The 26,110-nt window shown below is 69.8% G+C and carries 26 protein-coding genes; 17 read left to right on the top strand and 9 right to left on the bottom strand.

Annotation, left to right across the window (positions count from 1 at the left end):
* The first annotated feature begins 35 nt into the window (after positions 1-35).
* From ACFPZ3_RS59500 to ACFPZ3_RS59440, 13 genes are all read left to right on the top strand, one after another.
* Positions 36-1,682 (top strand): ABC transporter substrate-binding protein, encoded by a 1,647-nt coding sequence (locus ACFPZ3_RS59500; protein ID WP_379523318.1) that lies wholly within the window; start codon positions 36-38, stop codon positions 1,680-1,682.
* Positions 1,675-2,511: an ABC transporter permease gene (locus tag ACFPZ3_RS59495; RefSeq protein ID WP_379523317.1), complete on the top strand. Its 837-nt coding sequence runs from the start codon at positions 1,675-1,677 to the stop codon at positions 2,509-2,511. The genes ACFPZ3_RS59500 and ACFPZ3_RS59495 overlap by 8 nt, the downstream gene beginning before the upstream one ends.
* Positions 2,511-3,548, top strand: a complete 1,038-nt coding sequence (locus ACFPZ3_RS59490; protein ID WP_379523316.1) for an ABC transporter permease — start codon at positions 2,511-2,513, stop codon at positions 3,546-3,548. Before ACFPZ3_RS59495 ends, ACFPZ3_RS59490 begins: the two co-directional genes overlap by 1 nt.
* A gap of 4 nt (positions 3,549-3,552) precedes the next feature.
* A complete protein-coding gene (locus ACFPZ3_RS59485; protein ID WP_379523315.1) occupies positions 3,553-4,236 on the top strand; it encodes an alpha/beta fold hydrolase in 684 nt (227 codons plus the stop codon).
* Positions 4,233-5,324 (top strand): ABC transporter ATP-binding protein, encoded by a 1,092-nt coding sequence (locus tag ACFPZ3_RS59480; RefSeq protein ID WP_379523314.1) that lies wholly within the window; start codon positions 4,233-4,235, stop codon positions 5,322-5,324. The genes ACFPZ3_RS59485 and ACFPZ3_RS59480 overlap by 4 nt, the downstream gene beginning before the upstream one ends.
* Positions 5,325-5,329: 5 nt before the next feature.
* The gene (locus ACFPZ3_RS59475) at positions 5,330-6,280 is read left to right on the top strand and encodes an ABC transporter ATP-binding protein (protein WP_379523313.1); all 951 of its coding nucleotides are present in this window, start codon (positions 5,330-5,332) and stop codon (positions 6,278-6,280) included.
* Positions 6,277-7,041 (top strand): amidohydrolase family protein, encoded by a 765-nt coding sequence (locus ACFPZ3_RS59470; protein WP_379523312.1) that lies wholly within the window; start codon positions 6,277-6,279, stop codon positions 7,039-7,041. The genes ACFPZ3_RS59475 and ACFPZ3_RS59470 overlap by 4 nt, the downstream gene beginning before the upstream one ends.
* Positions 7,038-7,526, top strand: a complete 489-nt coding sequence (locus ACFPZ3_RS59465; RefSeq protein ID WP_379523311.1) for a cytidine/deoxycytidylate deaminase family protein — start codon at positions 7,038-7,040, stop codon at positions 7,524-7,526. The genes ACFPZ3_RS59470 and ACFPZ3_RS59465 overlap by 4 nt, the downstream gene beginning before the upstream one ends.
* Positions 7,527-7,546: 20 nt before the next feature.
* Complete coding sequence (locus ACFPZ3_RS59460) at positions 7,547-8,371, top strand: creatininase family protein (protein ID WP_379523310.1); 825 nt, start codon at positions 7,547-7,549, stop codon at positions 8,369-8,371.
* Positions 8,368-9,000, top strand: coding sequence for a cyclase family protein (locus ACFPZ3_RS59455; RefSeq protein WP_379523309.1), 633 nt, complete (start codon positions 8,368-8,370; stop codon positions 8,998-9,000). Before ACFPZ3_RS59460 ends, ACFPZ3_RS59455 begins: the two co-directional genes overlap by 4 nt.
* A 5-nt stretch (positions 9,001-9,005) precedes the next feature.
* Positions 9,006-10,622, top strand: a complete 1,617-nt coding sequence (locus ACFPZ3_RS59450; RefSeq protein ID WP_379523308.1) for a gamma-glutamyltransferase — start codon at positions 9,006-9,008, stop codon at positions 10,620-10,622.
* A 492-nt stretch (positions 10,623-11,114) separates the two neighbouring features.
* Entirely contained in the window at positions 11,115-12,794 is a 1,680-nt protein-coding gene (locus tag ACFPZ3_RS59445; RefSeq protein WP_379523307.1) for a TROVE domain-containing protein, read from the top strand.
* A 178-nt stretch (positions 12,795-12,972) separates the two neighbouring features.
* Complete coding sequence (locus ACFPZ3_RS59440) at positions 12,973-15,144, top strand: tetratricopeptide repeat protein (RefSeq protein WP_379523306.1); 2,172 nt, start codon at positions 12,973-12,975, stop codon at positions 15,142-15,144.
* Positions 15,145-15,233: 89 nt separating this feature from the next.
* Here the strand turns inward: ACFPZ3_RS59440 and ACFPZ3_RS59435 are convergent, their stop codons facing one another.
* The 6 genes from ACFPZ3_RS59435 to ACFPZ3_RS59410 all read right to left on the bottom strand — a co-directional run bounded on the left by ACFPZ3_RS59435 (position 15,234) and on the right by ACFPZ3_RS59410 (position 18,662).
* Entirely contained in the window at positions 15,234-15,623 is a 390-nt protein-coding gene (locus ACFPZ3_RS59435) for a GNAT family N-acetyltransferase (protein ID WP_379523305.1), read from the bottom strand.
* A 176-nt stretch (positions 15,624-15,799) separates the two neighbouring features.
* A complete protein-coding gene (locus ACFPZ3_RS59430; protein WP_379523304.1) occupies positions 15,800-16,330 on the bottom strand; it encodes a pyridoxamine 5'-phosphate oxidase family protein in 531 nt (176 codons plus the stop codon).
* Between the two features lie 807 nt (positions 16,331-17,137).
* Positions 17,138-17,464, bottom strand: a complete 327-nt coding sequence (locus tag ACFPZ3_RS59425) for a DUF1048 domain-containing protein (protein ID WP_379523303.1) — start codon at positions 17,462-17,464, stop codon at positions 17,138-17,140.
* A gap of 1 nt (position 17,465) precedes the next feature.
* Complete coding sequence (locus ACFPZ3_RS59420) at positions 17,466-17,822, bottom strand: DUF1048 domain-containing protein (RefSeq protein ID WP_379523302.1); 357 nt, start codon at positions 17,820-17,822, stop codon at positions 17,466-17,468.
* Entirely contained in the window at positions 17,819-18,145 is a 327-nt protein-coding gene (locus ACFPZ3_RS59415; protein WP_379523301.1) for a PadR family transcriptional regulator, read from the bottom strand. Before ACFPZ3_RS59415 ends, ACFPZ3_RS59420 begins: the two co-directional genes overlap by 4 nt.
* Before the next feature lie 142 nt (positions 18,146-18,287).
* Positions 18,288-18,662: a sigma-70 family RNA polymerase sigma factor family protein gene (locus tag ACFPZ3_RS59410; RefSeq protein WP_379523300.1), complete on the bottom strand. Its 375-nt coding sequence runs from the start codon at positions 18,660-18,662 to the stop codon at positions 18,288-18,290.
* Between the two features lie 304 nt (positions 18,663-18,966).
* Here ACFPZ3_RS59410 and ACFPZ3_RS59405 point away from each other — a divergent pair, with 304 nt between their 5' ends.
* Positions 18,967-19,704 carry a phosphotransferase family protein gene (locus ACFPZ3_RS59405; protein ID WP_379523299.1) on the top strand — a complete coding sequence of 246 codons (738 nt, stop codon included), beginning with the start codon at positions 18,967-18,969 and terminating at the stop codon, positions 19,702-19,704.
* A gap of 157 nt (positions 19,705-19,861) precedes the next feature.
* Positions 19,862-20,647 carry a LysR family substrate-binding domain-containing protein gene (locus ACFPZ3_RS59400; protein WP_379523298.1) on the top strand — a complete coding sequence of 262 codons (786 nt, stop codon included), beginning with the start codon at positions 19,862-19,864 and terminating at the stop codon, positions 20,645-20,647.
* A gap of 250 nt (positions 20,648-20,897) precedes the next feature.
* On the opposite strand, the gene ACFPZ3_RS59395 is transcribed toward ACFPZ3_RS59400, so the two are convergent.
* Entirely contained in the window at positions 20,898-21,125 is a 228-nt protein-coding gene (locus ACFPZ3_RS59395; protein ID WP_379523297.1) for a hypothetical protein, read from the bottom strand.
* 20 nt (positions 21,126-21,145) lie between these two features.
* Between ACFPZ3_RS59395 and ACFPZ3_RS59390 the strand changes: the two genes are divergently transcribed.
* On the top strand, positions 21,146-21,493 hold the full coding sequence (locus tag ACFPZ3_RS59390; RefSeq protein WP_379523296.1) for a hypothetical protein: 348 nt from the start codon (positions 21,146-21,148) through the stop codon (positions 21,491-21,493).
* 13 nt (positions 21,494-21,506) lie between these two features.
* Positions 21,507-22,247 (top strand): aminoglycoside phosphotransferase family protein, encoded by a 741-nt coding sequence (locus tag ACFPZ3_RS59385; RefSeq protein WP_379523295.1) that lies wholly within the window; start codon positions 21,507-21,509, stop codon positions 22,245-22,247.
* A gap of 150 nt (positions 22,248-22,397) precedes the next feature.
* Here ACFPZ3_RS59385 and ACFPZ3_RS59380 read toward each other — a convergent pair whose 3' ends face one another.
* Together ACFPZ3_RS59380 and ACFPZ3_RS59375 are read right to left on the bottom strand one after the other, a co-directional pair.
* A complete protein-coding gene (locus ACFPZ3_RS59380; protein ID WP_379523294.1) occupies positions 22,398-22,916 on the bottom strand; it encodes a SixA phosphatase family protein in 519 nt (172 codons plus the stop codon).
* A 343-nt stretch (positions 22,917-23,259) separates the two neighbouring features.
* Positions 23,260-25,662, bottom strand: a complete 2,403-nt coding sequence (locus tag ACFPZ3_RS59375) for a pentapeptide repeat-containing protein (RefSeq protein ID WP_379523293.1) — start codon at positions 25,660-25,662, stop codon at positions 23,260-23,262.
* Positions 25,663-26,110 lie beyond the last annotated feature (448 nt).

The raw sequence follows: 26,110 nt of genomic DNA, 5'->3' as shown, positions 1-26,110 counted from the left end.
CCCCAAATGAGATCCACGCGAAGGAGACAGCCGCCATGCAGCAGAACCCCGTCCCCCGCGCCACCGACATGTCGCGCCGTACCCTGCTGCGCGGCGCGGGTCTCGGCTTCGGCCTGACCGGGCTGCTCAGCGCCTGCGGCATCGCCGCCGAGAACACCGACGGGCAGCCAGATGGGCAGCCCGCCGCCGCGGCGGCCGGCGGCACGCTCACCCTGGGCATCGACGCCACCAGTGCGGTCATCGACCCCGCCTTCTACACCTCGATCGGCGACTGGATGGCCGTGGACTGCGTCTGCCGCGGCCTGACCTTCATCTCCTTCGAGACCAACGAGCCCACACCCGACCTGGCCGAGAGCTGGAAGATCTCCGACGACGAGCTCACCTACACCTTCACGCTGCGCAAGGGCGTGACCTTCCACGACGGCACCACGCTCACCTCGGCCGACGTGCTGGCCAGCCTCAACCGCCAGTTCGACCCCGAGGACAAGACGCTGCCCAAGGGGGCCAGCCGGCCGCTGGCCAGCGTCGGCACGAACGTCGAGTCGCTGAAGGCCGTGGACGAGGGCACGGTCGAGATGGTGCTGAAGAAGGCGGACCGCACCGTGCTCGCCCGGCTGTCCGACATCGGGGGCCGGATCATCTCCAAGGCCGCACTCGACAAGCACGGCGCCGAGATCGGCAAGAACCTCGTCGGCACCGGCCCGTTCACCTACTCCGCGGCCACCGCCGGCCAGTCGATCACGCTGGAGGCCTTCGACGGCTTCCGGCTGGGCAGGCCGCCCATCGACCGGCTGGTGCTGCGCCAGGTCCAGGATCCCTCGACCATCGTCGGCTCGCTGCTCAGCGGGGACCTGTCGGCGACGCAGTTCACGCCGTACTCGGCGGTCGGCCAGATGAAGCAGGACGACTCCGTCACCGTGCAGAACATCCCGTACGGCTTCGACGCGATCATGATGATCGACGCGCGGCGCATCCCGGAGCTGAAGGTGCGCCAGGCCATCAACCTGGCCGTGGACCGTGCGGCGATCGTGGCGCAGGCGTTCTTCGGCGTGGGCGCCGAACCAGCGGGCTACGCCGTCCCGCCCGCCCAGAACGGCCACGACACCAGCCTGGCCGACCTCAGCAAGCACGACGTGGAGGGCGCCAAGCGGCTCCTGGCGGAGGCCGGCGCGGTGGGCCGCGAGGTGCGGCTGATGGCGCCCAGCGACACCTGGCACGCCAAGGCGGCGCAGATCGTCGCGCAGAACCTCTCCGACATCGGCCTGAAGGTCAAGAGCGACTCGGTGGACCCGTCCACGTACTTCACCCGCCTGGCCGACAAGGACGACGAGTTCCACGAGCTGATGATCTGGGAGCGCAACTCCTACATCCCCGACCCCGACAACATGGTCGGCTCCATGGCCGCCCCGACCGGCCTGTACGGGAGCACCATCACGGGCATGGACACCCTGGACGGCGCCGACGCGTTCGCCGCCGACCTGTTCGAGGCCAAGAACCTGCCCGACGGCCCCGAGCGCACCGCCGCCTACTCCAAGATCCAGCGGCGCTGGGCCGAGGAGTACATGGTGCTGTCCATGCTCGCCTGCTCCACCAACCTGGTCGTCAGCGGCGCCCAGGTGAAGGGCATGAACGTCAAGGCGCTGTCCAACCACCGCTGCTTCATGGAGCAGGCCGGTGTCTGAGCGCTGGCGGGCACGCGCCTTCGCGCGGTCCTGGCCGGCCGCGATCCCCTGGCTCGGGCTGGCCGTCCTCGTGCTGGTGGCGGTGCTGGGGCCGCTCCTGGTCGGCGCCGATCCCGTACGCCAGACGAACCAGGCACTGCTGCCGATCGGCGCGCCCGGGCATCCGCTCGGCACCGACGACCTGGGCCGCGATGAGCTGGCCAGGCTGGTGCACGGCGCCCGGCCGCTGCTGGCGGTGGCCTTCCTCGCCACCGCGCTGGCCTCCGTGCTCGGCACCGGGATCGGTCTGCTCGCGGGGGTCGCGGGCGGCAGGGCCGAGGGCGCCGTGATGCGGGTCGTCGACCTGGCGCTGGCGTTCCCGTCGATCCTGCTGGTCATCCTGGTCGTCGCGGCGGCGGGTCCTGGCACCATGAGCCTGGTGATCGCGATCGGCGTGTCGCTCGCGCCGGGCCTGGCCAGGCTGGCCAGGGCGCTCACCGCGCGGGAGGCGGCCCGCGACTACGTGGTGGCCGCCCGGCTCGGCGGCACCCGCACGCCCCGCGTCATGGTGCAGGAGATCCTGCCGAACATCGCCGGGCCGATGCTCGCGCAGGTCGTCATGACCCTGTCGGTCGCCGCCGGGTACGCCGCCGGCCTGTCCTACCTCGGCCTGGGCATCCAGCCGCCGACCCCCGACTGGGGGTACATGGTGCAGGCCGGGCAGGAGTTCCTGTTCACCGCGCCGCGGCTGGTGGTGCTGCCCGCCGCGCTCACCCTCGTCCTCGTCGTGGCCTGCAACTTCGCCGGCGACGACCTGCGCGACGGTCTCGACCCGCGAGGGGTCGCGTGATGCGGGGCTCGCTGCTCGCCCAGGTGGCACGCAGGCTGCTGGCCGTGCCGGTGGTGCTGCTCGCACTGAGCACGGTGGTGTTCCTGGCGATGCGGCTGCTGCCCGGCTCCCCCGCGACCGCGCTGTCCGCCGGCGGGGCGCAGACGCTGTCGGCGCGGGAACTGGCCGCCAACGAGGCCCGCGTCAGCCAGGCGCTCGGGCTCGACGAACCGATCCTGACCCAGTACGCCCATTTCCTCGGCGATCTCGCGCGGCTCGACCTGGGCTCGTCCTTCTACGGCTCCAACGGCATCGCCGGCCTGCTGGGCGGCGCGCTGCCGGCCACCATCGAGCTGACCCTGGCCGCGATGGCCATCGCGGTGCTGCTGGGCGTGGTCAGCGGTGTGCTCGCCGCGCTGCGCAGAGGCACCTGGATCGACGCCTCCGCCAGGACGGTCGCGACGGTGAGCTTCTCGCTGCCGTGGTTCGCGCTGGGCGTGCTCGGCATCGTGGTGTTCGGCGTGTGGCTGCGCTGGCTGCCGGTCATCGGCCGGCTGCCGGGCTCGCTCGGCTATCACCCGACCACGAACTTCGTGCTGCTCGACGCCATCCTGCAGGACCGGCCCGAGCTGGTGTGGCCGTGGGTGCAGCACCTGATCCTGCCGGCGACGACGCTGGCGCTGTCGATGGCCGGGTTCATCACCCGCATCGTGCGGGCCTCGGTGCTGGAGGTGCTCGGCGACGACTTCGTCAGGACCGCGCGGATGAAGGGCCTGGCCGAGGGCGCGGTGGTGCGGCGGCACGTGCTCCGCAACTCCTGGCTGCCCATCGTGACCGTGCTGGGCCTGCAGTTCGGCTCGCTGCTCGGCGGCTCGGTGATCACCGAGACCGTGTTCTCGTACCCGGGGGTCGGAAACCTGCTGGTCGGCGGCGTGCTGCAGCGCGACTACCCGGTCGTGCAGGGCGCCGCCCTGGCCATCGCCCTGCTTTTCACCCTGGTCAACGTCGCGGTGGACCTGTTCTACCTGGTCCTCGATCCGCGCCTTCGGAAAGGATGACCCCTTGGAGATCGTTCTGGTACACGGGGCCGGAGGCCGCCCGACCACCTGGTCCGCGGTGGCGCCGCTCCTGGCCGCTCAGGGCCACCACGTGATCACGGTGACCAATCCCATGACCTCGCTCGACGACGACGTCGCCAACACCCTCGCGGCGGTCGAGGCCACGTCCGGGCCCGTGCTGCTGGCCGGCCACTCCTACGGCGGCGCGGTCATCACCAACGCCGGCCGCCACCCTCGCGTGCGCGCCCTGGTCTACATCGCGGCCTTCGCGCCCGAGGAGGGCGAGACGGTGAACGGGATCGTGGAGCGCTACGAGCCCGCGGAGATCTCCAGACACATGCGGCGCGGCGCGAACGGCGACTGGAAGTCCGAGCCCGGCCCGGACTTCTGGGCGGAGATCGGCTGGGACCTGTCGCCGGAGCAACGCTCGATCGTCGAGGCCGAGGGGCGTGCGGCCGAGGACCTGATCTTCAAGCAGGCGACCGGGGCGCCCGCGTGGCGGACGCTGCCGAGCTGGTACCTGCTGGCCGAGCAGGACCGCACGCTTCGCCCCGAGATCCAGGCCGACATGGCCCACCGGATGGGCGCGACGCTCGAACGAGTGCCCGGCAGCCACTACACGACGCTCGTCCACCCCGACCGGGTCGCCGCCATCATCACCGCGGCCGTGTCCGCGGTGGCGCCGTGAGCGACGTCGTCCTGGAGGTCCGCGGGCTGCGCGTCGAGTTCGACGTGCCCGGCGGCCGGCTGCCCGCCGTCACCGGGGTGGACATGACGCTGCGCCGCGGGGAGATCCTCGCGCTGGTCGGCGAGTCCGGGTCGGGCAAGTCGGCGTTGTCGATGAGCCTGGTGGGGCTCAACCGGGGCCCGCGTACCCACATCAGCGGCCACGTGTCCCTCAGCGGCGACCCCGGCGGGAACCTCGTCGAGGCGCCGGAGTCGCGGCTGCGCCGGGTGCGCGGCAAGGAGGTCGCGGTCGTCTTCCAGGACGCGCTGGCCGCACTGAACCCGCTGCACCGGGCCGGCGCGCAGGTCTCGGAGATGATCCGCGCGCACCGCGACGTGTCCCGCGCGGCGGCCTGGGACCGGTCGGTCGAGCTGCTCGGCGAGGTGGGCATCGCCGGCCCGCGCCAGACCGCCCGGGCTTACCCGCACCAGTTGTCGGGCGGCATGCGGCAGCGGGTGATGATCGCGATGGGGCTGGCCAACGACCCGGCCGTGCTCATCGCCGACGAGCCCACGACAGCGCTGGACGTGACCATCCAGGCGCAGGTCCTCGCGGTGCTGGAACGGCTGCGCGCCGACCACGGCACGTCGATCATCCTCATCACCCACGATCTGGGCGTCGTCGCCGAGATCGCGGACCGGGTGGCGGTGATGTACGCGGGGCGGATCGTCGAGCAGGGGACGCGGGAGGAGGTGCTGTTCGCGCCGCAGCATCCGTACACGATGGGGCTGCTGGCCTCGGTGCCGCCCATCGACGGGCCGATCGCGGCGCGCCTGCCCGCCATCCCCGGCAGCCCGCTGACCGGGATCGACCGGCCGCCCGGGTGCGCCTTCGCGCCGAGGTGCTCGTTCGCGCACGGCGCGTGCGACGACCCGCCCGCCCTGACTCGGCGCTTCGGCGGGCCCGGCCACCTGGACGCCTGCGTCCTGGACGAGCGCGCCCGTACGACGGCGCGGCTTGGAGGCACGTCCCGGGCGTCGTCGCGAGCCTCGTCGCCGCTCGGGGGCGTGCCGGGGGAAGCCGCTCATGCCGAGGAGAGCCGATCATAACGGGTGTGCCGTTGGTGCGGGCCGAGGGCCTGCGCGTGGAGTACCCCGGGCGGTCCGGCGGGAAGGTCCGGGCGCTGCGGGAGGTCGACCTGGAGGTCTTCGAGGGTGAGACGCTGGGACTGGTCGGTGAGTCCGGGTGCGGCAAGTCCACTCTCGGCCGGGCGCTGCTGCGGGTGCTCGAACCGGCCGCCGGGCGGATCGAGTTCCTCGGGCTGGACATCACCCGGCTGCGGGGACGGGCCTTCCGGCGTACCAGGGCCGATCTGCAGATGGTGTTCCAGGATCCGTTCGACTCGCTGAACCCGCGGCGGCGGGTCGCCGACATCGTCGCCGAGCCGCTGCTGCGGGCCCGCGGCGCGACCCGCGCGCAGGCGGCCGAGGCGGCCGGCGAGCTGCTCGACCTGGTCGGCCTGGGCGGCGAGGCCGGGCTGCGCAGGCCCGGGGAGTTCTCCGGCGGCCAGCGGCAGCGGATCGGCATCGCCCGTGCCCTGGCCTCCTCACCCCGCTTCGTCGTGGCCGACGAACCCGTCTCGGCGCTGGACGTGTCGATCCAGGCCCAGGTCATCAACCTGCTGTCCGACCTCGTCCGCGAACGAGGGCTGACCATGCTGTTCATCTCCCACGACCTGGGCGTCGTACGGCACATCGCCGACCGGGTCGCGGTCATGTACCTGGGGCAGATCATCGAGATCGCCGCCAGGGACGACTTCTTCGCCGCCCCCGCCCACCCCTACAGCCAGGCGCTGCTGTCGTCGGTGCCTTCCCTGCGGCCCCGCGGCGGGCGGATCACGCTCGACGGGGACCTTCCCGACCCGGCGAATCCGCCCAGCGGATGCCTTTTCAGCACCCGGTGCCCGCTGGTGGAGGAACGATGCCGTACCTCCATGCCGGAGCTGCGCGAGATCGGGCCGGGGCGCAGCGTCCGCTGCCATCTAGTGAAAGAGGCCGAGCATTGATCATCGACGCGTACAACACCACCCAGGACGTGCGCGGCAGGTCCGACTACCTCACCGGGGCCCGTCCAGGCGAGGAGCCGCCGCCGTACACGCCGTTCGACCCGCGCCGGATCCTCGACCGGATGGACGCGGCCGGCGTGGACATGGCCATGGTCTGCTCGCTCGCCCAGCGCGTCGAGAACGACTTCATCATCGGGCTGACCAAGGCGCACCCGGACCGCCTCTTCGGGTTCGGCCAGGTGCTGCCCCAGGCCGACGACGCCATCGAGGAGATCGACAGGATCGCCGACGCGGGGCTGCCCGGTCTCAAGCTGCATCCGAGCCTGCACGGCTACCATGTCGCCGACCACGGCCTGCTCGACCCGGTGTTCGAGGCGTGCGCGCGACGCGGCCTGATGGTGCTGATCAACGCCTTGGACGACGCCTTCTGCGCGCCGCTGGCCATCGAGGAGATCGCCCGCGACCACCCCCAGGTGCCGACGATCATCGCCCACATGGGGGCGGTGTGGAACGTACCGGAGGCGATCATCGTCGCCGAGCGCCGGCCACACGTCTACCTGGAGACCTCCGCCACGCTGATGAGCGACGTGAAGCGGGCCTACGCCCGGCTCGGGCCCGAGAAGATCCTCATGGGCAGCGAATGGCCCGGCTCCGACTTCGACCTGGAACGCATGAAGATCGCCAAAGCGATCCCGGACGAGAAGGACCGCGCGCTGGTGGAGGGCGGCAACATGGCCCGGCTGCTGGGGCTGGCCCCGTGAGCGCCGCCGAGATGCGGCCCGCCGCCCCGCCCGTGACTCCCCCTGTGACCCTGCCCGTCGCCCCGCCAGCCGGGATGCCCGCGCCGGACGCGGAACTTCTGGAGCTCGCGCAGCGGCTGCTCGGCCGGGTGTGGAAGCAGGGCCGCCATGAGGTGGCCACCGCCCTGCGCACCGCCGACGGCGCCGTCTACACCGGGGTTCACGTGGAGGGCTCCTGCCGGCGCAGCTCGATCTGCGCCGAGGGCGTCGCGCTGGGCACGGCGCGCGCCGGGCTCGACCCGGACGCGCCGCTCCTGGTCACCAGCGTGGTCTCCGTGCAGATCAAACCGGCCGGACAGTTCAGGATCATCGCGCCATGCGGCGTGTGCAGGGAGCTGATCAGCGACTACAGCCCCGACGCCACCGTCTGGATCACCGCGGGCGAGACCGTGACCGCGATGCCCGCGCTCGACCTGCTTCCCGAGAAGACCCGCCGCCTGTGGTGACCGACAGGAGAGAACATGACGTGACCCCCACACCATCCACCGGCCTGGACGTCCCCGCACTCGCCGCCGAACTCGGCGGCACCGGCTCGCCGGTGCTCTGGGAAGAACTCACCTGGCAGGAGGCCGGTCACACCGCCGCGGACCTGAACGCGGTGATCATCCCGGTCGGCGCGACCGAGCAGCACGGCCCCCACCTGCCGCTCGCCGTGGACACGCTGATCTGCCAGGCGGTCGCGCTCAGCGTCTCCGCCCTGACCGGCGTGCCCGTCGTCCCGCCGCTCGCCTTCGGCGTGTCCGCCTCACACGGCGACTTCGCCGGCACGGTCGCGCTGCGCCCGGAAACGCTCATCGCCGTCGTCGAGGACGTCATCGACTCACTGCACGCCTCGGGCGTACGCCAGTTCGTGCTGCTCAACGGCCACATCTGGAACAACGGCTCGCTCGACGTGTCCGCCGAGAAGCTCCGCGTACGCCACCGCGACTCGCGGGTCAGAGCTCTCGGGTACGTCACCATGTACCCCGGCCCCGAGGTGGACGGCCACGTACGGTACGGCCGCGCCCTCATGCACGCCAACTACTTCGAGACCTCCGTCATGCTGCACCTCCATCCGGAGCTGGTCCGCATGGACCGGGTGACCTCACACGTCGATGTGGACTCCTTCTGGGACTACCGGATGGACCAGGTCAGCGAGACCGGCGTGTGGGGGCGCGACGTGGCCGAGGCGAGCGCGGAACACGGGGCGGCCGAGTTCGGCCGATGCGTGCTCACGACCGCGCGCGCCGTGGCCGCCGCCGTACGCGAGCCCTGGCCCGACCCCACCCACCGACCTGGAGGCACCCAGTGAAGATCTACGACATCACGCTGCCCATCCACCCCGAGATGTTGCACTGGGGCCGCAAACCCGAGGTCCACGTCGTGGAGTCGCTGGCCAACGGCGACGCCTCGAACGTCACCCGCTGGCTCCTCGGCGCCCACACCGGCACCCATGTGGACGCGCCCGCCCATTTCGTCGACGGGGCCACGCCCATCGACCAGGTCTCCCTCGACACCCTGGTCGGGCCTGTCGTGGTGGTGGACCTCACGCACGTGCGCGGGGACGTCGAGGTCGCCCACCTGACGGAGGCGGGCGTGGCCGGGCAGCGGCGGGTGCTGCTGAAGACCTCCAACTCGGCGGGGCCGCTGAAGGAGGCCGAGCGGGCGCCGCACTGGGTGGGGCTTTCGCCCGAGGCCGCCGCCTGGCTGGTCGGGCAGGGGGTGGAGCTGGTGGGGATCGACTACCTGACCATCGAGAGCCACCGCCGTACCGACACCTGGGACGCGCACCATGCGTTGCTGGAGGCGGGGGTGCTGATTCTGGAGAACGCGGATCTCGATCAGGTGGGGGCGGGGGTGTACGAGCTGGTGTGCCTGCCGGCCAAGTTGGTGGGCGCGGACGGCTCGTTCGCCCGGGCGATCCTCATCGACCGGAGCTGACACCGATGCGCACACCCCGCGAAAACCCGGCCGCCCTGCCGCCTATGCGCCCGCTGCGCGCCGCCGCACCACAACTGGCCGGGGACGATGCCGCCGGAGGCGGGATCGCCATCGCGGCGCCGCATCCGGCGGGGGTGGCGGCGGCACAGGCGGTCGTCGCGGACGGGGGCGGGGTGGTGGACGCGGCGCTGGCCGCGGCGGCGGCGCTGACCGTCGCCTACCCGCATCAGTGCTCGGTAGGGGGCGACCTGGTGGCGCTGTTTCGCAGCGCCGACGGCACGGTGCGGGCCGTGCTGTCGGCAGGCGCCGCCGCCCAGGCCCTCGACGTCGAGGCCCTGCGTTCCGGCGTGTCCGGGTCGACGCGCCCCGCCACCGGCCCGCCCGGTGAATGGCCGCGAATGCCGCCGGGCGGGCCGCTGACCGTGACCGTGCCCGGGGTCGTCGCGGGCTGGGCGGCGCTGGCCGGGTTGGGCGGGCGGTTGCCGCCGCACCGGGTGCTGGCCCCGGCGGTGGCGCTCGCCCGCGATGGCGTACCCGTCTGTGACGGCCTGGCCAGGGCGACCCGGGCCAGGCTCGACGTCGTCAAGGCCGACCCGGGCCTGTCCGCGCTGCTGATCGGCGCGTCAGGAGAGCCGTTGCCCGCCGGCGCCGCGCTCCGGCAGCCCGCCCTGGCCGCGACCCTGGAGTCGGTGGCCGCGGACTGGCGCTCCTTCTACACCGGTGAGGTCGCGCGACGCCTGGTGGAGGGCCTGCGAAAGCTGGGCTCCCCGCTGCGGGCGAGCGACTTCGCCGGGCACCGGGCCGAGGTGTGCGAGCCACTGCGTGGCGAGGCCGGTGCCATGACGTGGTGGGCGGCCCCTCCGCCGAGCCAGGGCGCCTCACTGCTCGCCGTACTCACCTCGGCCGGGGGGCTGCTGACGGCGGCGCGGGCGGCGGAGTCACGCAGGGACGCGCTGCTCGGCGATCCCAGGACGGGCACGGTGGACCTGGACGGGCTGATGCTGCGCGCCGACCGCGCGGTGGACGACCTGCCCCAAGGCCCCAAACCTGCCGGGGACACGGTGGCGGTCACCGCCGTGGCCGCGGACGGCAGCGCGGTCACCCTGATCCAGAGCGTGTTCCAGAGCTTCGGGTCCGGCCTGCTGGAGCCGTCCACCGGAGTGGTGCTGCACAACCGCGGCTCGGCCTTCAGCCTGGTGCCCGGTCACCCCGGCGAGGCCCGCCCGGGAGCCAGGCCGCCGCACACCCTCTGCCCCGCCATCGGTACGAGCCAGGGCGATGTGGTGGCGCTGGGCTGCCAGGGAGGCCGGGCCCAGCCATGGATCCTGGCGCAGGTGGCCGGAGACGTGGCCGAGGCCCGCGACCTGACCACACTCCTGGCACGCCCCCGCTGGGTGATCGGCGCACGCGACCTGGGGGTCGACGTCCCGTCCCTCGTGCTCGAACCAGGCGTACACGACGCCGGCGTCCTGAGGGCCACGGCCCTCGATCTCGGGCTCGCGGTCGCCGAATTTCCCGCGCTCCATGACGACGCGGGCCACGTACAGGCCGCCCGGCTGACCCGGGAAGGGCTGGCCGCGGCCAGCGACCCAAGGGCGGACGGAGCCGCCTGGGTGATGTGACTGGGGAACGCCACTCACGGCTCTTGTCCTCCACGAGGTCATCCGCATCGTGTGGATCACAGGAAAATAGATCGAGACTCGCTGACGGACTCGCTACCGTCTACTTCATGAGCCCCTCTCAGGTCCGTCGGGTCTGGTGCGCGTACGGGTCGAATGGCATCGGTTATCTCTCTGTAAAAGATCACATCCGGTGCCGTTTCTCACATCCGTCCCCGTTCCCGGCTGGGCAGTCCGTCAGTGCGGTTCGGAGAGGGCACGGGTCGAAGTTCGTCGGTTACCACTTTTAATGGGGATGTCGCAGGTTCGAGTCCTGCCCGGGGCTGAACGCTCCGGTAGCTCAGTTGGCAGAGCACCTGAACGCCGGTGAGCATCTCCACATCCGTGTCCTCTCCTGATCGCACTGAACGCCCAGGCTGACTGGGCACCCGGCCGGAGCCCTCCCTCCCCCGCATCCGCCCTCTCGGTGGGTCGAACTGCCTTGGAGGCACATTCATGGCTCGTAACCGTGATCCTCTCGCCGGCGTCTCCGCCATCGCCACACCGCAGACGCGGCCGCTGCCCGGCCACACCGGCCAGGTGCGCAACGCGGCGGGCGGCTACGTGTTCGCCAAGGACCTGTGGCGCAGGCTGGAGGACTTCCTGATCCTCGGCACCACCGGCGGCACCTACTACGTGGCGCAGGACCGGCTCACCACCGAGAACGCCGGCGTGCTGTTCGAGGCCATCGCCGCGGACGGGCCGCGCGCCGTCGAACTGCTGACGGCCATCTCGACGGCGCGCCCACCACGCGCCCCCAAGCAGCGCCCGGCGCTGTTCGCGCTGGCCGCCGCCTACGCCAAGGGCGACGCGGCGACCCGGCAGGCCGCGAAGGCGGCGCTGCCGCAGGTCGCGCGCACCACCGACCACCTCGCCCAGTTCTTCGGCTACTACAAGAACCTGGGCGGCAAGGCGACCGCTCGCGGCAGCGCACCCGTCGCCGGACGGTCGCTGCGGACCGCGCTCGCCTCCTGGTTCACCTCCGGCACCCCGGACAACGTCGCGTTCAAGGTGTGCAAGGCACGTCAGCGCAAGACACCGCAGGGCGAGGCCTTCGACCTGCGTGACGCGCTGCGCATCGCCCACCCCAAGGCGGACAGCCCGGAGCGGGCCCGGCTGTTCGGCTGGATCGCCGGGAACGTCTCCGACGAGCGGGCGCGCGACGCGCTGGAGGCGGTGGACCGGTTCCTGACCGCGAAGGCCGTCACCACGCCGCACGAAGCAGTCCGTGTCGTGACCGAGCGCAGGGTGCCGTGGGAGTTCCTGCCGGACGCGATGCTGCGCGATCCCGCGGTGTGGGACGCCCTGATCGACACGGTCGGCATGACCGCCCTCATCCGCAACCTGGGCCGCATGACCCGCATCGGCACGCTCAAGCCCGCGAGCGACGCCACCCGGCGCGCAGTCGCCCGGCTCACCGACCGCGACGCGCTGCTCAAGGCCCGCATCCACCCCATGGACGCCTTCCTGGCACTGCGCGTGTACGGCTCCGGGCGCGCCAAGCCGAACCCGCGCGCCGGCGCGCACACCTGGGCACCTGCCCCGGCGATCCGCGACGCCCTGGAGGAGACGTACGAGCTGGCGTTCGGCACCGTCGAGCCCAGCGGCCGGCGACTGCTCGTCGCGGTCGACTCCTCCGATTCCATGTCGGGCCGCTGGGCAGGTGGCGTCGTCACGGTCGGCGGCTCGCCGATCGGCTCGGCGTACGAGGTCGGCTGCGCCATGGCCGTCATGCTGGCCCGCATCGAGCGCGGAAACGTGCACGTCATCGACGTGGACACCAGCGTCCACCCCTCGAAGGTGACCCCGCGCACCAACCTGCGCGAGATCGCCTCCTGGAAGCCGTCCGGCGGCGGCACCGACCTGTCCCTGCCGTTCCGGTGGGCGCGCGAGCAGCAGATGGAGGCGGACGGCATCGTGCTGTTCACCGACAACGAGACCTGGGCGGGCCGAGCGCACCCGTCACAGGAACTCGACGCCTACCGGCGCACCGTGGCCGCCGAGGCCCGCGTGGTCGTGGCGGCGATGACCGCGACAGGCCACTCGATCGGCGACCCGCAGGACAAGGGCGTGCTGAACGTGGCGGGCCTGGACGCCTCACTGCCACTGATCATCAACGGCTTCATCCGGAGCTGAGCATGTCGACCCCCGCCCCCAGCACTGCTCCGCCTGGTACGACGCGCTCATCACCGAGCTCATCGACGCGCCCTCGCTGGTGTCCTTCCCGAGTACCGCTGAACAGCGGCATGTGACACTCTTCGAGTACGGCCTTCTGATTCCTCACGGAAACCATTCCTGCGCAGAGAGGGCTGAGATGCCGCGCTGGCTCAAGGTCGTGATCGCTGCGCTGCTGCCGTCGGTGGCTGGGGTTCTGGCCTGGTGGATCTGTGTGGCGCACGAGCTCGGACTCGACACCACAGGCATCGTCGTGGGTCTGGTCGTCTTGCTCCCCGGAACGCCGCTCGCCATCTGGGCCGGGCAGGCGGAGCCGGGCACCAGCCCGCCCCATGCCCCGGAGAGTGACTCACGCCCGGTGCCCGCGGTGATCGGTGACGTGCCACGCGAACCGAAGGCCTTCCAGCCGCGTTCGGATCTGAGCGAGCGCGTTGACAAGATGTTCTCCGCGCGTCACATGGCGGTGGTGTGCGCCCTGGTCGGTGGTCGCGGGGTGGGTAAGACCCACCTGGCAGCGGCGTACGCCCGGCGCTGTATCGAGCAGGGCGTCCCGGTGGCGTGGCTGCACGCCGAAACCGTCGAGCAACTTCACGGTTCCGTGGATCAGATGGCTGCCGAACTCGGGTTACGCAGCGACCTCGACGACTCGGCGACCGTGACACGCAAGGTCAGAGTCTGGCTCCAGGAGCGGCGTGAGCCGTACCTGGTCATGGTCGACAACGCGACGGACCCCGATCTGCTCGCGCCGCTGCTTCCCTCGCACGGCCGAACTCGTGTGCTGATCACCACAAATGATCATTCATTTGAGCGGCTCGCCACGCTGGTTCCGGTGGAACAGTTCACCGAGGCCGAGGCGGTGGGCTACCTTCGCACGCGAGTGGGCGGAGACGACGGCGGTTTCCGGTCGCTTGCCGAGGAACTGGACCGATTGCCGCTCGCCCTGGGCATCGCCGCCGCGACGCTGGTCGGCCCGCCGCGCCTGTCCTGCGCGTCCTACCTGCGACGGCTGCACGCCACCCCCATCGAGGTGCTCCTCGCACGGCCTCGCGGCGAGCCGTACCCCACCGGCGTCGCGCAGGCGATCATGCTGTCGGTCGGGCAGACTGGCCCCGCGGCCGCGCACCTGCTCGGCGAGTTGTCCGTGCTGTCGACGTCCGGTGTCGGTTTCGACCTGCTCGGCCCGCAGGCGGAGACGGCTCTGGCCGAGCTGGGTGCTCGGTCGCTGGTCACCTTCAGCCGGAGCGACACGACCGCGTTCGTCCACCGCCTCGTCCGGCGTGCCGTACACGATCAGGCCAAACGTGACCGCACCCTGTCCGAGATGATCGAGGCGGCCGCGCAGCGGCTGTGCGTGGCGGTCGAGGACGTCACCGACCAGGACACCTGGCGGAAGTTCCCCACGATCATGGCGGTGGCCGAGCATGCGACAACCTTGTGGGAAACCGTGGAGCAGGTTCCTGACGACGAATCCGCACAAATGCGCACGTCAGCCCAGCTCGTGCTCCGGGTCCGCCACGACGTGGCGTCCCACCTGGTCTATCTGAACGACGGCGCCCGGGCCATCCCGATCGCCGAAGCCGTTGTCAGGGGGCGTGAGCAGCTTCTAGGAGCCGAGCACCCGGACACCCTCACGGCTCGGCACACGCTGGCGCATGCCTTCGAGTACGCGGGCCAGGCAATGGAGGCCGCCGGACTTTACCAGCGCGTCGCGGCCGAGCGCTCCCGGATCCTTGGTGATGATCATCCGGATACGTTGTGGTCGCGCGCTTCGGTGGCCTTCTCGTACACGATGGCGGGCAGGGCATCGGAGGCGGTGCCGCTGCTGGATCGGATTGTGGCCGACCAGGAGCGGGCGCTTGAGCCCGACCATCCCACCCTGATCGCGGCGCGCTATTTCCAGGCCTACACCAACGTCGAGGGAGGCCGGCCCGGGCGAGGCATCAGGTTGTTCCAGCAGCTGATAGCTGATCATGAGCGGCTCTTCGATCGCGACTATCCCGATACCTGGGTCGTCAGAGGGCAGCTGGCGCGCGCGTACAAGGTGGCGGGCAGGGCTGATGAGGCTGTCCAGTTGTACGAGCACGTCGCCGGACAACAGGCGCGGCTGCTGGGCGCCGACCATCCCGACACGCTGATCACACGGCATGGCCTGGCCGCGGCGTATGAGGCAGTCGGACGGACCACGGACGCGCTCGCCGAATACGCATGGGTCGTGAACCGATTCGAGGCCGTCATGGGCACCGAGCAGACACTGACCAAGACCGCCAGAGACGACCTGGAGCGCGCCCACCGGAATCTCCGACAGGGTTGAGGCATCTCACCGAAATACGGCCGGTGCTGACGGCCGAGTGGCGGATGCGACGCTGTCGAAGGTGCAGCCCGCGCGGAGCCGGGCCGGTGCTACTCGACGCTCATGGATCCAGCCGCCGCGTTCGCGCGTACGTGCAGGTGTCCCTTGTCGGGGAAGGCCGGCGGATCGGGGGGAACCTCCGCCGAGGCGCCTGTGGGATCGACGCCGCCCTTCACCGCGATGTGGCCGACCGGCCCGCCGACGTCGCCGCCGCGCTCCAGTATGGCGAAGCTGAATCGGACGCCTGCGGCCCACCCTTCGTCCTGATCATCGATCCATCGACGCGCGTCCGCCTCGCTGACCAGAGAGGTGGTCAACCAGCGGCGCAGGAGCGGATCACGATGAGCCGCCACAAGGGCCGCCGCGTCCTCTCCTCGCCACGGCCGCAGGCGCAACGCAGGCGCGGACGCGGCCGGCTCCACGGACAGGACGACGGTCATGACGCTCCTCGATCGATATCACCGGCGGCGAGTGGCCCCTTCTCCCCAAGTCTGAGGCACGCCTTTGACCTGCGGTGCCTCAAGGCCACAAGCGCCGGGGCCGCACCAGCCATGACACCGCGGTGGTGTCATGGCCATCAGCGCCGCGACCAGGTCGGCGGTGTTGACCTTGCGGATCAGGACCGGGACAGCGCGGTGAGCTTGTCGACGTCGGCGGCGTAGACGGTCATCCAGTGCGGATGCAGCCGGTAGTAGACCACGTCGTTGTCCCAGTCGAAGAAGTCGTCGCCGTAGAAGTCCTTGAAGTAGGCGAGCAGGTCCGGCCAGTCCGCGGCCGGCTCGCCGTCCTGGGGGTTGAGGATCTCCACCGTGCCGTGCGTGAACACGCCCAGATCCTCCCCGCGCATGTGCGCGGCGCTGACGGCGGGCCGGGCGGCGAGATGGCGGGCCTTGGCGGCGCCGCGCGCCGTGCCGAAGTGCCACTTTCCGCGCAGGAAGTGCCCGTCCACACCGCTGATCCGCGGCTCGCCCTTCGCCGTCACGGTGGACAGGGCGAGGGTGCACATGCCGGTGAGGACCTGGGTGAGTTGCTCCGCGGTCAGTGTGCGCTCGGTGTTGATGATCGAGCGGAGGTGCGAGGTGGAGCGGGAGAGCGAGGCGCCGAGGAGAGCCTGAAGCTCTTTGAGATCTTCTGGTGTTTCGCGCATTGAGGTCCTTGTCCATCCGTGGGGCCCCGGTCCACACCCACATCGGTGCCGACCGGTGAATCCATGATTGATCTAAAACCCGACGTCTTGTGTCATGTTTTCCATCCGACCTGCGAGCGCCGCCCCAGCCGCCCGTCCAAGGCCGAGTCGGGCGATCAGCTGCCCTCCTGGGAAGTGACCGAGGCATTCGTCCAGGCGTGCGGTGAAGATCCCGCCACCTGGCGATCGAACCGGCTCACCGCCGACGCCGCCCGCGTACAAGATCCTCCGGCCACCGAAGGCACGGGGCTCACCGCCCCCGTAGCTGAGCCCGTACCTCCGGCGCGTTTGCCCGCAAGCCGCCTGCGGCTGTACGTGCTCCTCGGCGCGGAGCTGGTCATCGTCGGGATCGTCGGTGTCTGGACGACGTGTCCGTCCGGCTGCCGCAGGGCGCGGAGTTCGGCCGCCTGCGCCTTCCGTCGTGCCGAGCGAGCTGGGGACAGGTTCTGGGTCCGCACGGCTCCGACCGGGTCGTGCACATCGCCGTAGGAGGCGTAACAGGTCTGCGCGTAGAACCAGGTTCCTGGGGTGCTGTCGGTCATTCGCGCCCACGAGGCATCGCACAAGCGGCTGTAGCGGCGCTCCAGTTGTCCGCGCCTGGTGGGGAGCCGGAAGGTGGTGCGGGCAGCGATCGGGTCCAGCCCGACCGTCGCACTGCCTAACCCCAGGTGCCCAGCTCGCCAAGGGCCGTCCGGGCATACGCGCACTGGCAGGACAATGACGTCCTGGGTGGTCGGGGCGCTCGCCGGTGCCTTGGGGCGACGGGTGCTACTTCTCGGCCGCTCCGGGTTCCCCGCTGATGGATTCCTGATAGACGTCCGCGTAGGTGCGCGAGTCCTTGACCAGGTCGTCGCAGAAGGCAGCGACGTCGTTGCCGATGAGTTCCAGGACTCCCTTGCCGGCCGCGACGCCCTCCTCGAAGAAATCGACGATCCCTGAGAGCAGATTCCCACCGAGCAAGTCGATCGGTCCAACCTTGAACAGGTACCTCTGAATCTCCTTGTAGACGATCTGGTAGTCCGGCGGGAGGGCCTTGACCCGCGCCACGTGCGCCCGCCACTGCTTCTTGCCCTCGATGATGTCCTGGATGCCCACGTCAGCCTCCTAGCCGGCCCAATTTCCTTGCGACATTCCTGTTCAACTGCGCGCGCCACCGGTCGCGATAGCTCCGAGCCCCTTCTCCGCCGGCCAGCGCCGCGCAGAAACCCCCGATGTCGTCACCCAGCACCTCGTGAAGGCTCATCCCATCGGCCGCTGTCTCTTCGAGCAGCCCCAGAGCACCGTCCAGAATCGGCATCAGGTTCCGGCCCGTGAAGTCCCCGTAGGGAAAAAGATGAGCCTTGATCTGCTCCCACGCCGCCCGATAGTCGGCCGGCAATGCCCCGGCCCGGACTTCGAACGCCTTCCATTCCCTGGTGAGATCGCTGCCTGTCATGGTCTCCCAGAAGTTCATCTCCCGCCCTCCTTGAGCTTGTCGATCCGTGATGTGACGTACTCCCATTTCGCCCAGAACCTCGTGAGCTCCTCGCGCCCCGCGTCGTTGAGCGCGAAGAACTTGCGCGGAGGGCCCAGCCCGGACGGTCGTTTCGCCACCTGGACGAGCCCGTTCTTCTCCAGCCTCAGCAGGATGGTGTAAACCGTCCCCTCGACGACGTCGGCGAAGCCGAGTTCGTTCAGCCGACGCGTGATGGCGTACCCGTAGGTCTCCTCGCTGCCGATGATTTCCAGCACGCAGCCCTCAAGCGTGCCCTTCAGCATCTCCGTCAGGTCGTCCATCGTGGATCCTCTTCCGCCTCCCTTAGTACTCTGTAGTACCGATTACCACTACACAGTACCACATAGTAGTGAAATCATGCCCGGCAGGCGGCGGGCCACGGACCAGTTGTCCTGCTACCGGGCCGGAGGTTGAAAGCAGAGCTCAGCGGCTCACGGCGGTCTGCTGTCCAATACGCGACAGCTTCTCGGGAATGCGCACGTGATAGGCGCCGCTGACGTAGCCGTTCTCCACTCGCACCGCCACCACGCCGTCGATCTCGCCGTTGACTCGGACGAGCAGCCCCGGGCCGCCATTGATCTGCACCAGCTCGACCGACCTTTCCGCGTCGCGCTTCCACCAGCCGACGGCCAGCAGGCGAGCGACGTTGTCAGCCCCCACAATGGGCCGCAGCAGGGCATGCTTGACACCGCCGCCGTCGCACAGGGCGACGACGTCCGGCGCGAGGATGTCGAGCAGGCGGCCAGCGCGATGTCCTCGGCCACGTCGGGCGCGGTCAGCAACGGCTCGGGCAACCAAGGTCCGACATAGGACTCCTTACGCCAGGCTGATTGGCCGGGCGGGGCCGCTGGAAGCCCTCCTCCGCGAGGCGAAACGCGTCGATTCCAAGGAGGGTGCGAGTGGCTTCGCTATTCGCGACCAAGCCGGGTGATCCGCAATCGGGGTCGTGACCTGCGCCTTCGGGTGAGAAGCACCTCACTGCTCGATCCGCCAGCAGCCGGTGCCGTGCACGAGGCCGCCGGGCAGCGGGACGCGGTCAGCCATGCGGTCGCACGCGAAAAACCCGGCGACGTCGATGGTCATCCCCGCGATAATGGCCGACGTGGAAGAGATCGAGGTCGTCGTCGCCCATCAGGAGCGCGCGACCTTGCGCGTCGGCGACGTGTTCCTGAAGATCGACACTGATCAGACGCGCACCGAGGTCGAGGTCGAGGCGATGGCTATGGCGCCGATCCCGACTCCGGAGGTCCTGTGGCACAAGCCGCCCGTGCTCGCGCTCGCCGCCGTCCCAGGAACGGCGCTCGGCCGCCTCGGCGAGCCGTCGACCGCGTCGCCGGCGGCGTGGGCCGCGGCGGGTGCCGCCGCACGGATGTTGCACGACGCGCCACTGCCGCCATGGCCCGGTCGGAGCCTCGACGAGATCGCATCGCACCTCGACGGCGAATGCGAGTGGCTCGTCACGAACGGCGTCCTTCCCACCGACCTGGTCACGCGCAACCGCCGGGTTGCCGAGGCTGCGCTCCGGCCGTGGACACCGGTGTTCACGCACGGCGACCTGCAGATCACTCATGTGTTCGTCGAGGGTGACGAGATCACCGGCGTGATCGACTGGTCCGAGGCGAGCCAGGGCGATGCCCTGTTCGACCTCGCCATCTTGACGCTCGGACACGAGGAGCACCTTGACGACGTCGTCGCCGGCTACGGCGCCGACGTCGATCTCGACGTGATCCGCGCGTGGTGGTCGTTGCGAAGCCTGCTGGCCGCCCGCTGGCTGATCGAGCACGGCTTCGACCCGTCCTCGCCAGGCTGCGAGTTCGACGTGCTGAGATCCCGGATGTGAGGCCGCACAAGCCGGACGGCTATGAGTGCCGTTCTGCCGCATCGAGCGGGCCATCTCCCGAAGCGCGCCTCGTCTTCCGGACCGAAGAGGTCATGGTCCTCGAAGACATCGATCCCTCGGGGGATCGGTCCGGGCCGCCCGCCCGCGAAGGCGGGGAGTGGACGCTGCCCGCCCGCTGAGCCCTCAACAGCGCCACGGCGTGGCGCTGACCGACGCCGGCAGGCAGTTGCTGACCGACGCCGGCCCGCTGCTGGCCTCCGCGCACGCGGTCCGCCGCCGGGTGACCGTGGCCGCGCGGGGCAGCCGGCGGCTGATGGTCGGCTTCCGGGCGGGCATCGCGGTCACCCCGGCGATACGGCTGTTCGCCGACCGGCACCCGGACGTCCTGGTGGACGTGCAGCGGATCGAATGGGACGACAAGGCCACGATGCTGCTCGACGGCCGCATCGACGTCGGCTATGTGGGACTGCCCATCGACGAGGCCGGCCTGCGCGTCACCCCGCTGTACACCGAGCCCCGGGTGGCGGTGCTGCCCGCCGGCCACCGGTTGGCCGGCCGGGAGCAGATCGCCGAGGCCGACCTGGCCGGCGAGCCGCTGGTCTGGCATGCCGACACGAGCACGCAGCCCACCAGGCGCCCGCACCCTAACGCCGGGTACCTGGTGCGCGGGGTGGACGAGACGCTCGAGCATGTCGCGGCCGGCCGGGGCATCTCGTTCCTGGCCCGTTCGGCGACCGTGTTCTACTCACATCCGGACATCAGCTACGTGCCCGTCCCGGATCTGGCGCCCGACCAGGTATGCCTCGCGATGGCGGCATCGCGCACCTCGCCGATGGCCGACGACTTCTTCACCGCGGCTCAGGCGGCGGCTGAGATCACGGCCGAATGCGGGAACTATGAAATGTGGCAGCTTGGAAGCGATGCCGCTTCAAAGCACGGTTGAGCAGTTCGACTCACAACAGCAGCGCCAACAGGGGGCACGCGGCCGCAACAATGGCGAAGGCATTGAACCCGGGGCAGAGGCGATGTTGGCACACAGCGAGAATCGACATCGTCGCGCGGCCGGCCGCCCACCTTCGCCTTCTCCGTGCTCTGTCCGCAGGCAAAGCTCCAGATCAAGAGCCCCTTCAGGAGGGCTACACCCTTCCTGGAATCTGCCCGGCGATGGGCGTGCGATCGGGAGTACTGACCACTCAGGACGCTGCCCAGAAGTACCAGCCCTGGTCATCGAAGCAGGGATGGGTCTGTGTCCCGCCTGCCTGCACACCGTTCCTCCAGTATTCGCAGATTCCCTGAGTGGAGTAGGGGCCGTACCAGTGACCCGCCGTTTCCTTGGCCTGTGCGGGACTGACGGAGAGCAGTAGAGCCGCGAGGCCGCCGATCGCGGTAATGGCAATTCTTCCGGTGACGTTTCGCTTCATTTCTCCGCTTCCTTTTCGTCGTGCATACGGCCGGCTACGTCAAGCGCGGAACCGGTATTGGCAACCGTTACTTGCCCAGCGGAGAAAGCGACCGCCACTTCGGTTCCACGCGATTGAAGACAGACGCATGTCTGGAGGTGCCGAATATTTTCGTCACCCGTGTGTCATTCACGCTAATGTCCAAGAAGACGTGGCGCCAGGTAATCAGCAGGACATTCATAGGGCATTTCGCCGCCGAGGAGCGCGACGAAGGCGACCGCTGCGGAAGGCAAACTCCACCGACGCTCTCCAACCGCCACGTCGTCGACCTCGGCATCCCCACGATCAACGGCCGCAACACCGTCCCCCGCACTTCAAGTACTGAATAGGACAACTCCCACCATGCGGCATGTTCCCGCTGAAGTTCCCCTGACCGGAGGTCGCATCACCCCAGGTGTCGTCCGTGTCGCTGATACCGTTCGGCGGCCCGCCACGGCCTCCTCCGTCTTCGTTGCTCACCTGCTCACGCACCTCGAGCAATGCCAGTTCGCGGGAGCACCGCGCCATCTCGGACGGGATACAGCCGACCGAGAGATTCTCAGCTACCTGCCCGGCTGGGTGCCTGCCAAGTTCCAGCGCTGGAGCGACGCTCAGGTCGCTTCAACTGGAGCGCTGCTGCGCTCGTTGCACGACGCCACCCGCGATAGCGGCCTTACCGGGGAGCACCCGGTCATCTGCCATCATGACCCCGGACCCAACAACACGGTGTTCCGCGCCGGGTTGCCAGTTGCCTTCATCGACTTCGACACCGCTGCCCCTGGCAATCCGCTCGAGGACATCGGATACATGGCCTGGACGTGGTGCATCTCCTCCAAGGCCACCGCGCCGCCGGTCACCACGCAAGCAGCCCAGATTCGGGTGCTCACCGACGCCTACGGACTCCCCGCTGCGCGCCGCGCTGGTGTGCTTGATGCGATTCTCGATCGCCAATCACGTAATGCCCGATGGTGGGCAGAACGCCTGACTCACCCCGGCAATTGTCCGGCCAGTCCCGAACAAATCATCTCCCGCATCGCATGGTCCGAACGTGAACACGCCTACACCAGCACCAACCGTCTGGTCTTCGCGGCGGCCCTGCGATGAACAACCACGTACCCCCGGCTCGCGCGCTGTACGACAAGGTGGGCAGGTTCCACGAGGGGCTCATCCACTACGCCTACCGGCGCGACGCGAATCGGACCTCCACCCAGCGCTGAGGGAGGTTTCCCCGAGGTTCGGCGATGCAAAGCCCGGTCAGACCTCCGGCGTCCAGAAGGCGACCAGGTTTGCCACGCCGTGTTCCACGACCTTCCAGGGGCCGGTGAATGCCAGAACCGCGATCGAGGCGGTGGGAAAGCCGGTCCGGTTCATCCGGGCCAGCAGGTCACCCTCGGCCTCGCCGGCCAGAGCGTCGGCCAGGCCGTGGATGCCGGGGTTGCCGCCCAGCACCAGAAGGTCGCCGACGTCCTCGGAGGTCTCGTTGATCACGGCGAGGAGTTCGCCCAAGCCGGCCTCATACAGTCGCTCGTCATATACGGTCCGGGAGCGCTGCGGGAGCTCGGAGACCATCAGCTTCCAGGTCTCCCGGCCGCGTACGGCAGTGGTGACGAGTGCGAGGTCGGGCGTGATGCCCGACCCGGCCAGCCATCGGCCGGCGACGGACGCGTCCTTGCGGCCGCGCTCGGCCAGGGGCCGTTCGTGGTCGCTCTCCGCGCTCCAGTCGGCCTTGGCATGGCGCACCAGGACGATCCGTCGGGGCGTGTCCATCGTCATCGCTTCCCACCCTCAGTAGTTGCTCAACCGCATAGAGCGACATACGGGGACGTGATTCCCAGCCGGGCCGCTCGTGAACCCAGGCGGTGGAGAACACCTGCTCTGGCCCCGCGATGCCGAGGAGAACGCCGCAAGAAACTTCAACACGCAGACTTGACGGGGAACACCATCGCTCACGACACCGACTCGTCGGCGGCCACCGCCCGCTCAGGCCGGTAGGACTGAGACGAAGCCTGCCGCGCTCAAGGGAGCATGCCGGTCTGCGTCATCGCTGTCGGGTCGCCGCGCTCAGCCTCGAAGTGCCGCTCCTCAGCGGTGGCGATGCCGCCGTCACCGGGCGGTGCTACGGCGTGCCGGTGATCGCACCGTCCAGGCTCGAGCGCTTGAGATCCAGCGTGCTCAGGTCGCATCCGCGCAGGTCGACGCCCATCAGGTCACACTCACGGAACGAAGTGTGGTCGAGGATCGCACCGGTGAAGACCGCGCCGGTCAAGGTCGCCGGCTGGATCATCGCACTGCCCAGCCGAGTGAAGGCGATGGTCGCGTCGACCAACTCGCTGTAGCCGAAGCCCGCGCTGGTCAGGTCGACGCCGGCCAGGTTGGCACCGGTCAGGTCGGCACCGGAGAAGATGACGCCGCGGGCGGAGGCTCGCGACAGGTCCGCGCCGGCGAGGTTGGCACCGGCGAAGACCATCTGGTCGAGGTTCAATCCGCGCAGATCGGCGCCGGAAAGGTCGAGTTCCTCCTCCGCGTGGTCGGCGCGCCACTGATTGAAGGCGAACGGCCCCTGTCTCAGGATCCCGATGACCTCCGCCGTTCCTGTGCCGATCTCCCCGTCGAGACGCCCTGCCTGCTCAGGACCGTCGATGGAGTAGGCGACGACGTCCTCCCTCGCGATGGCGAGCTCGGCGGCGAGTTCCTCGTCGTACGGATACATCTCCGCCATCGCCTCCATCATCGCGAGGCGAGTGCTCAGCAGTTTCAGCGCGTTGTCCCGATCGCCGTCGCTCGTGGCCAGGCCGGCGAGGCGTCGGAAGGCCAGGCCGGCTTCCGTGGCCGTTTCCGGGCTCGTGTCCGCCTGGAAGAGCCGGGTACGGATCGACGAGCACTCGGCCCAGGTCTCGTATTCCTTGTCCTTGTGTTCCGGCAGGTCGAGCGCGCCGTACACCTCGCCGAGGTGCTGCAACGAGTTGGCGAGCCGCTGGTCTGCTTCGATGAAGGCCGGGTGCTCGGCCGCGAGCTCGTGGTAGATGTCCACGGCGACAGTGAGGACGGCCTCGGCCGCCACCAGCCGGCCGTCGGCGAACCGGGCCTGGCCGCAGATGTCGTGCGCGGCGCCGAGGCAGAACCTGGCCTCGTCGCGCTCCGGGTGGGTGGCGGCCCATTCCTTGACGGCGGACAGCGACCGTTCTGCCACCTCTCGCGCGGCGCGCGGGAAATCGTGCCGGATCAACATGGTGACCAGGTGGTCACGGATGGGACGATGGTGGCCGTTGCCCGCCGGCACGTACGGCGCGATCTCTCCCAGGAGCGCCATCCCCGCGTACTCGAAGTCTGTCTCCAGACTCTCGATGACGGCGAGGACGAAGTGCGTCAGGTCACCCATCCCCTGGACCGCCAGCAGATGCCGGCAGACCGCGACGTAGTCGTCGAACGTGCCGGTGCCGTGCGTCCGGCTGTAGTGCATGTTCATGGCGCGCTCGTGACGGTCGGCGATCGCCGGGCCCTGGTGCGGCGCCAGCATCTCCGCGATCCAGCGGTCGGCGACGTAAACGGTCTCCCCGTCCCATCCCTCCCACGCGTTGAGCAGTCCGAGCTCGGCGAGCCGGGCCGCGGTGGCCCGCACGCTTTCGAGGGCCGCCCGCTCGGGCTCCGGGCGCTGTCTGCGGTTCGGCTCACTCGTGTCGCAGGTGACGGCCAGGTCGTGTGCGGTGACGGGGACGGTGAAGATCGCCGCCTGGAGCAGGGCCTCTCGCTGCTGTCCCGTCAGCTCGGCCATGACGAGGTCGAACGGTACGGCCCCCGGCGTCACGGCCGCGAGCCGCGCCCCCGCACCTTCGGGGTTCGCCGACAGCCAGGCGTCGACCAGTTGCAGGGACCGTGGATGCGCCGCGGTCGTGCCGACCACTCGCTCCCGGGTGGCCGGATCCACCGTGGACAGGAAGGGCAGCCCGGCTGCCATCTCGGTTCCCGCGGTCAGGTCCAGAGGGTCGAGCCGTAAGACACCGAGCAGGTTGTCCGTGGCCGGTGGCGGCGTCCGGCTGGTCACCAGCACCCGGCCCCGATCGGCGGCCTGGCACAGCCGGTCGAACACCTCGCCGAAGCCGGGATCCAGGTAGCCCGTGCCGTCGAGGTTCTGGCTCAGGTCGTCGAAGAGCAGGACCAGGGGGAAGCTCTTCAGCAGGCGGCAGGTCGTGTCGAACATGGCATCGTCCGACGGAGCCAGGCCGAGGTCCCCCATGATGCTCGCTTGTTCCTGGGAGAGCTCCTCGTCCCAACCTGAGAAGGCCTCTGTGACACCTCGGAACAGCGTTCGCGGAGACCATCTGCCCACCACGGCGGCCACGCCCCAGCCATCGGCCTGAAGCCGCCCCAGCACCTGGCGAGCCAGGGCACTCTTGCCCGCCCCCGCTCCCCCGGTGATCACAAGCCCGGCCGGACCCGCGTCCAGCATGGTCAGGGCGGCCCGCACGTCCGTCTCTCTGACCAGGCCGGGCGATCCGAGCCGCCGCACCTCTGGGCTCATGTTCGCTTCCACATTCACAATCGTCCTCCGACATGCACGACGAATTGACCGATCAAGCCCCGATTTCGGGTGAGCCTACTTGATCGTCGGCGATCTCTTAGGCGATCTCTGAAATAAGCCAGTTGTGGGCTGCGGCCGCTGGCCGTACCTGCCGTCACCGGCTGAGACGGCGCGTCGCCGTCCTGGTCATCGGCACGGACAGGCCTGGCCGGCGGTGGGCTCCGACCTGCGCCGCACAACAGCCGACTTGTCCCACGAGGCCGTGACGGAATGCAGGAGATCTGTCCGCGTCCTGCGGAGAATGATCCCCGTCCGGCGCACTTGGATAAGCCGAGAAACGATCCAATCTTCGCTCAGGACAACAATTCGGACGATAAAGAACAGGGGGTGCTCTCGCATCGAGGAGAGCAGGAGGTCAACAAACCAGGACACGAGGTAGATCCCTTGG

The sequence above is a fragment of the Nonomuraea insulae genome (genome assembly GCF_042656245.1).
The sequence above is the reverse complement of the archived record's forward strand: the minus strand, read 5'-3'. Positions and strand labels throughout refer to the sequence as shown.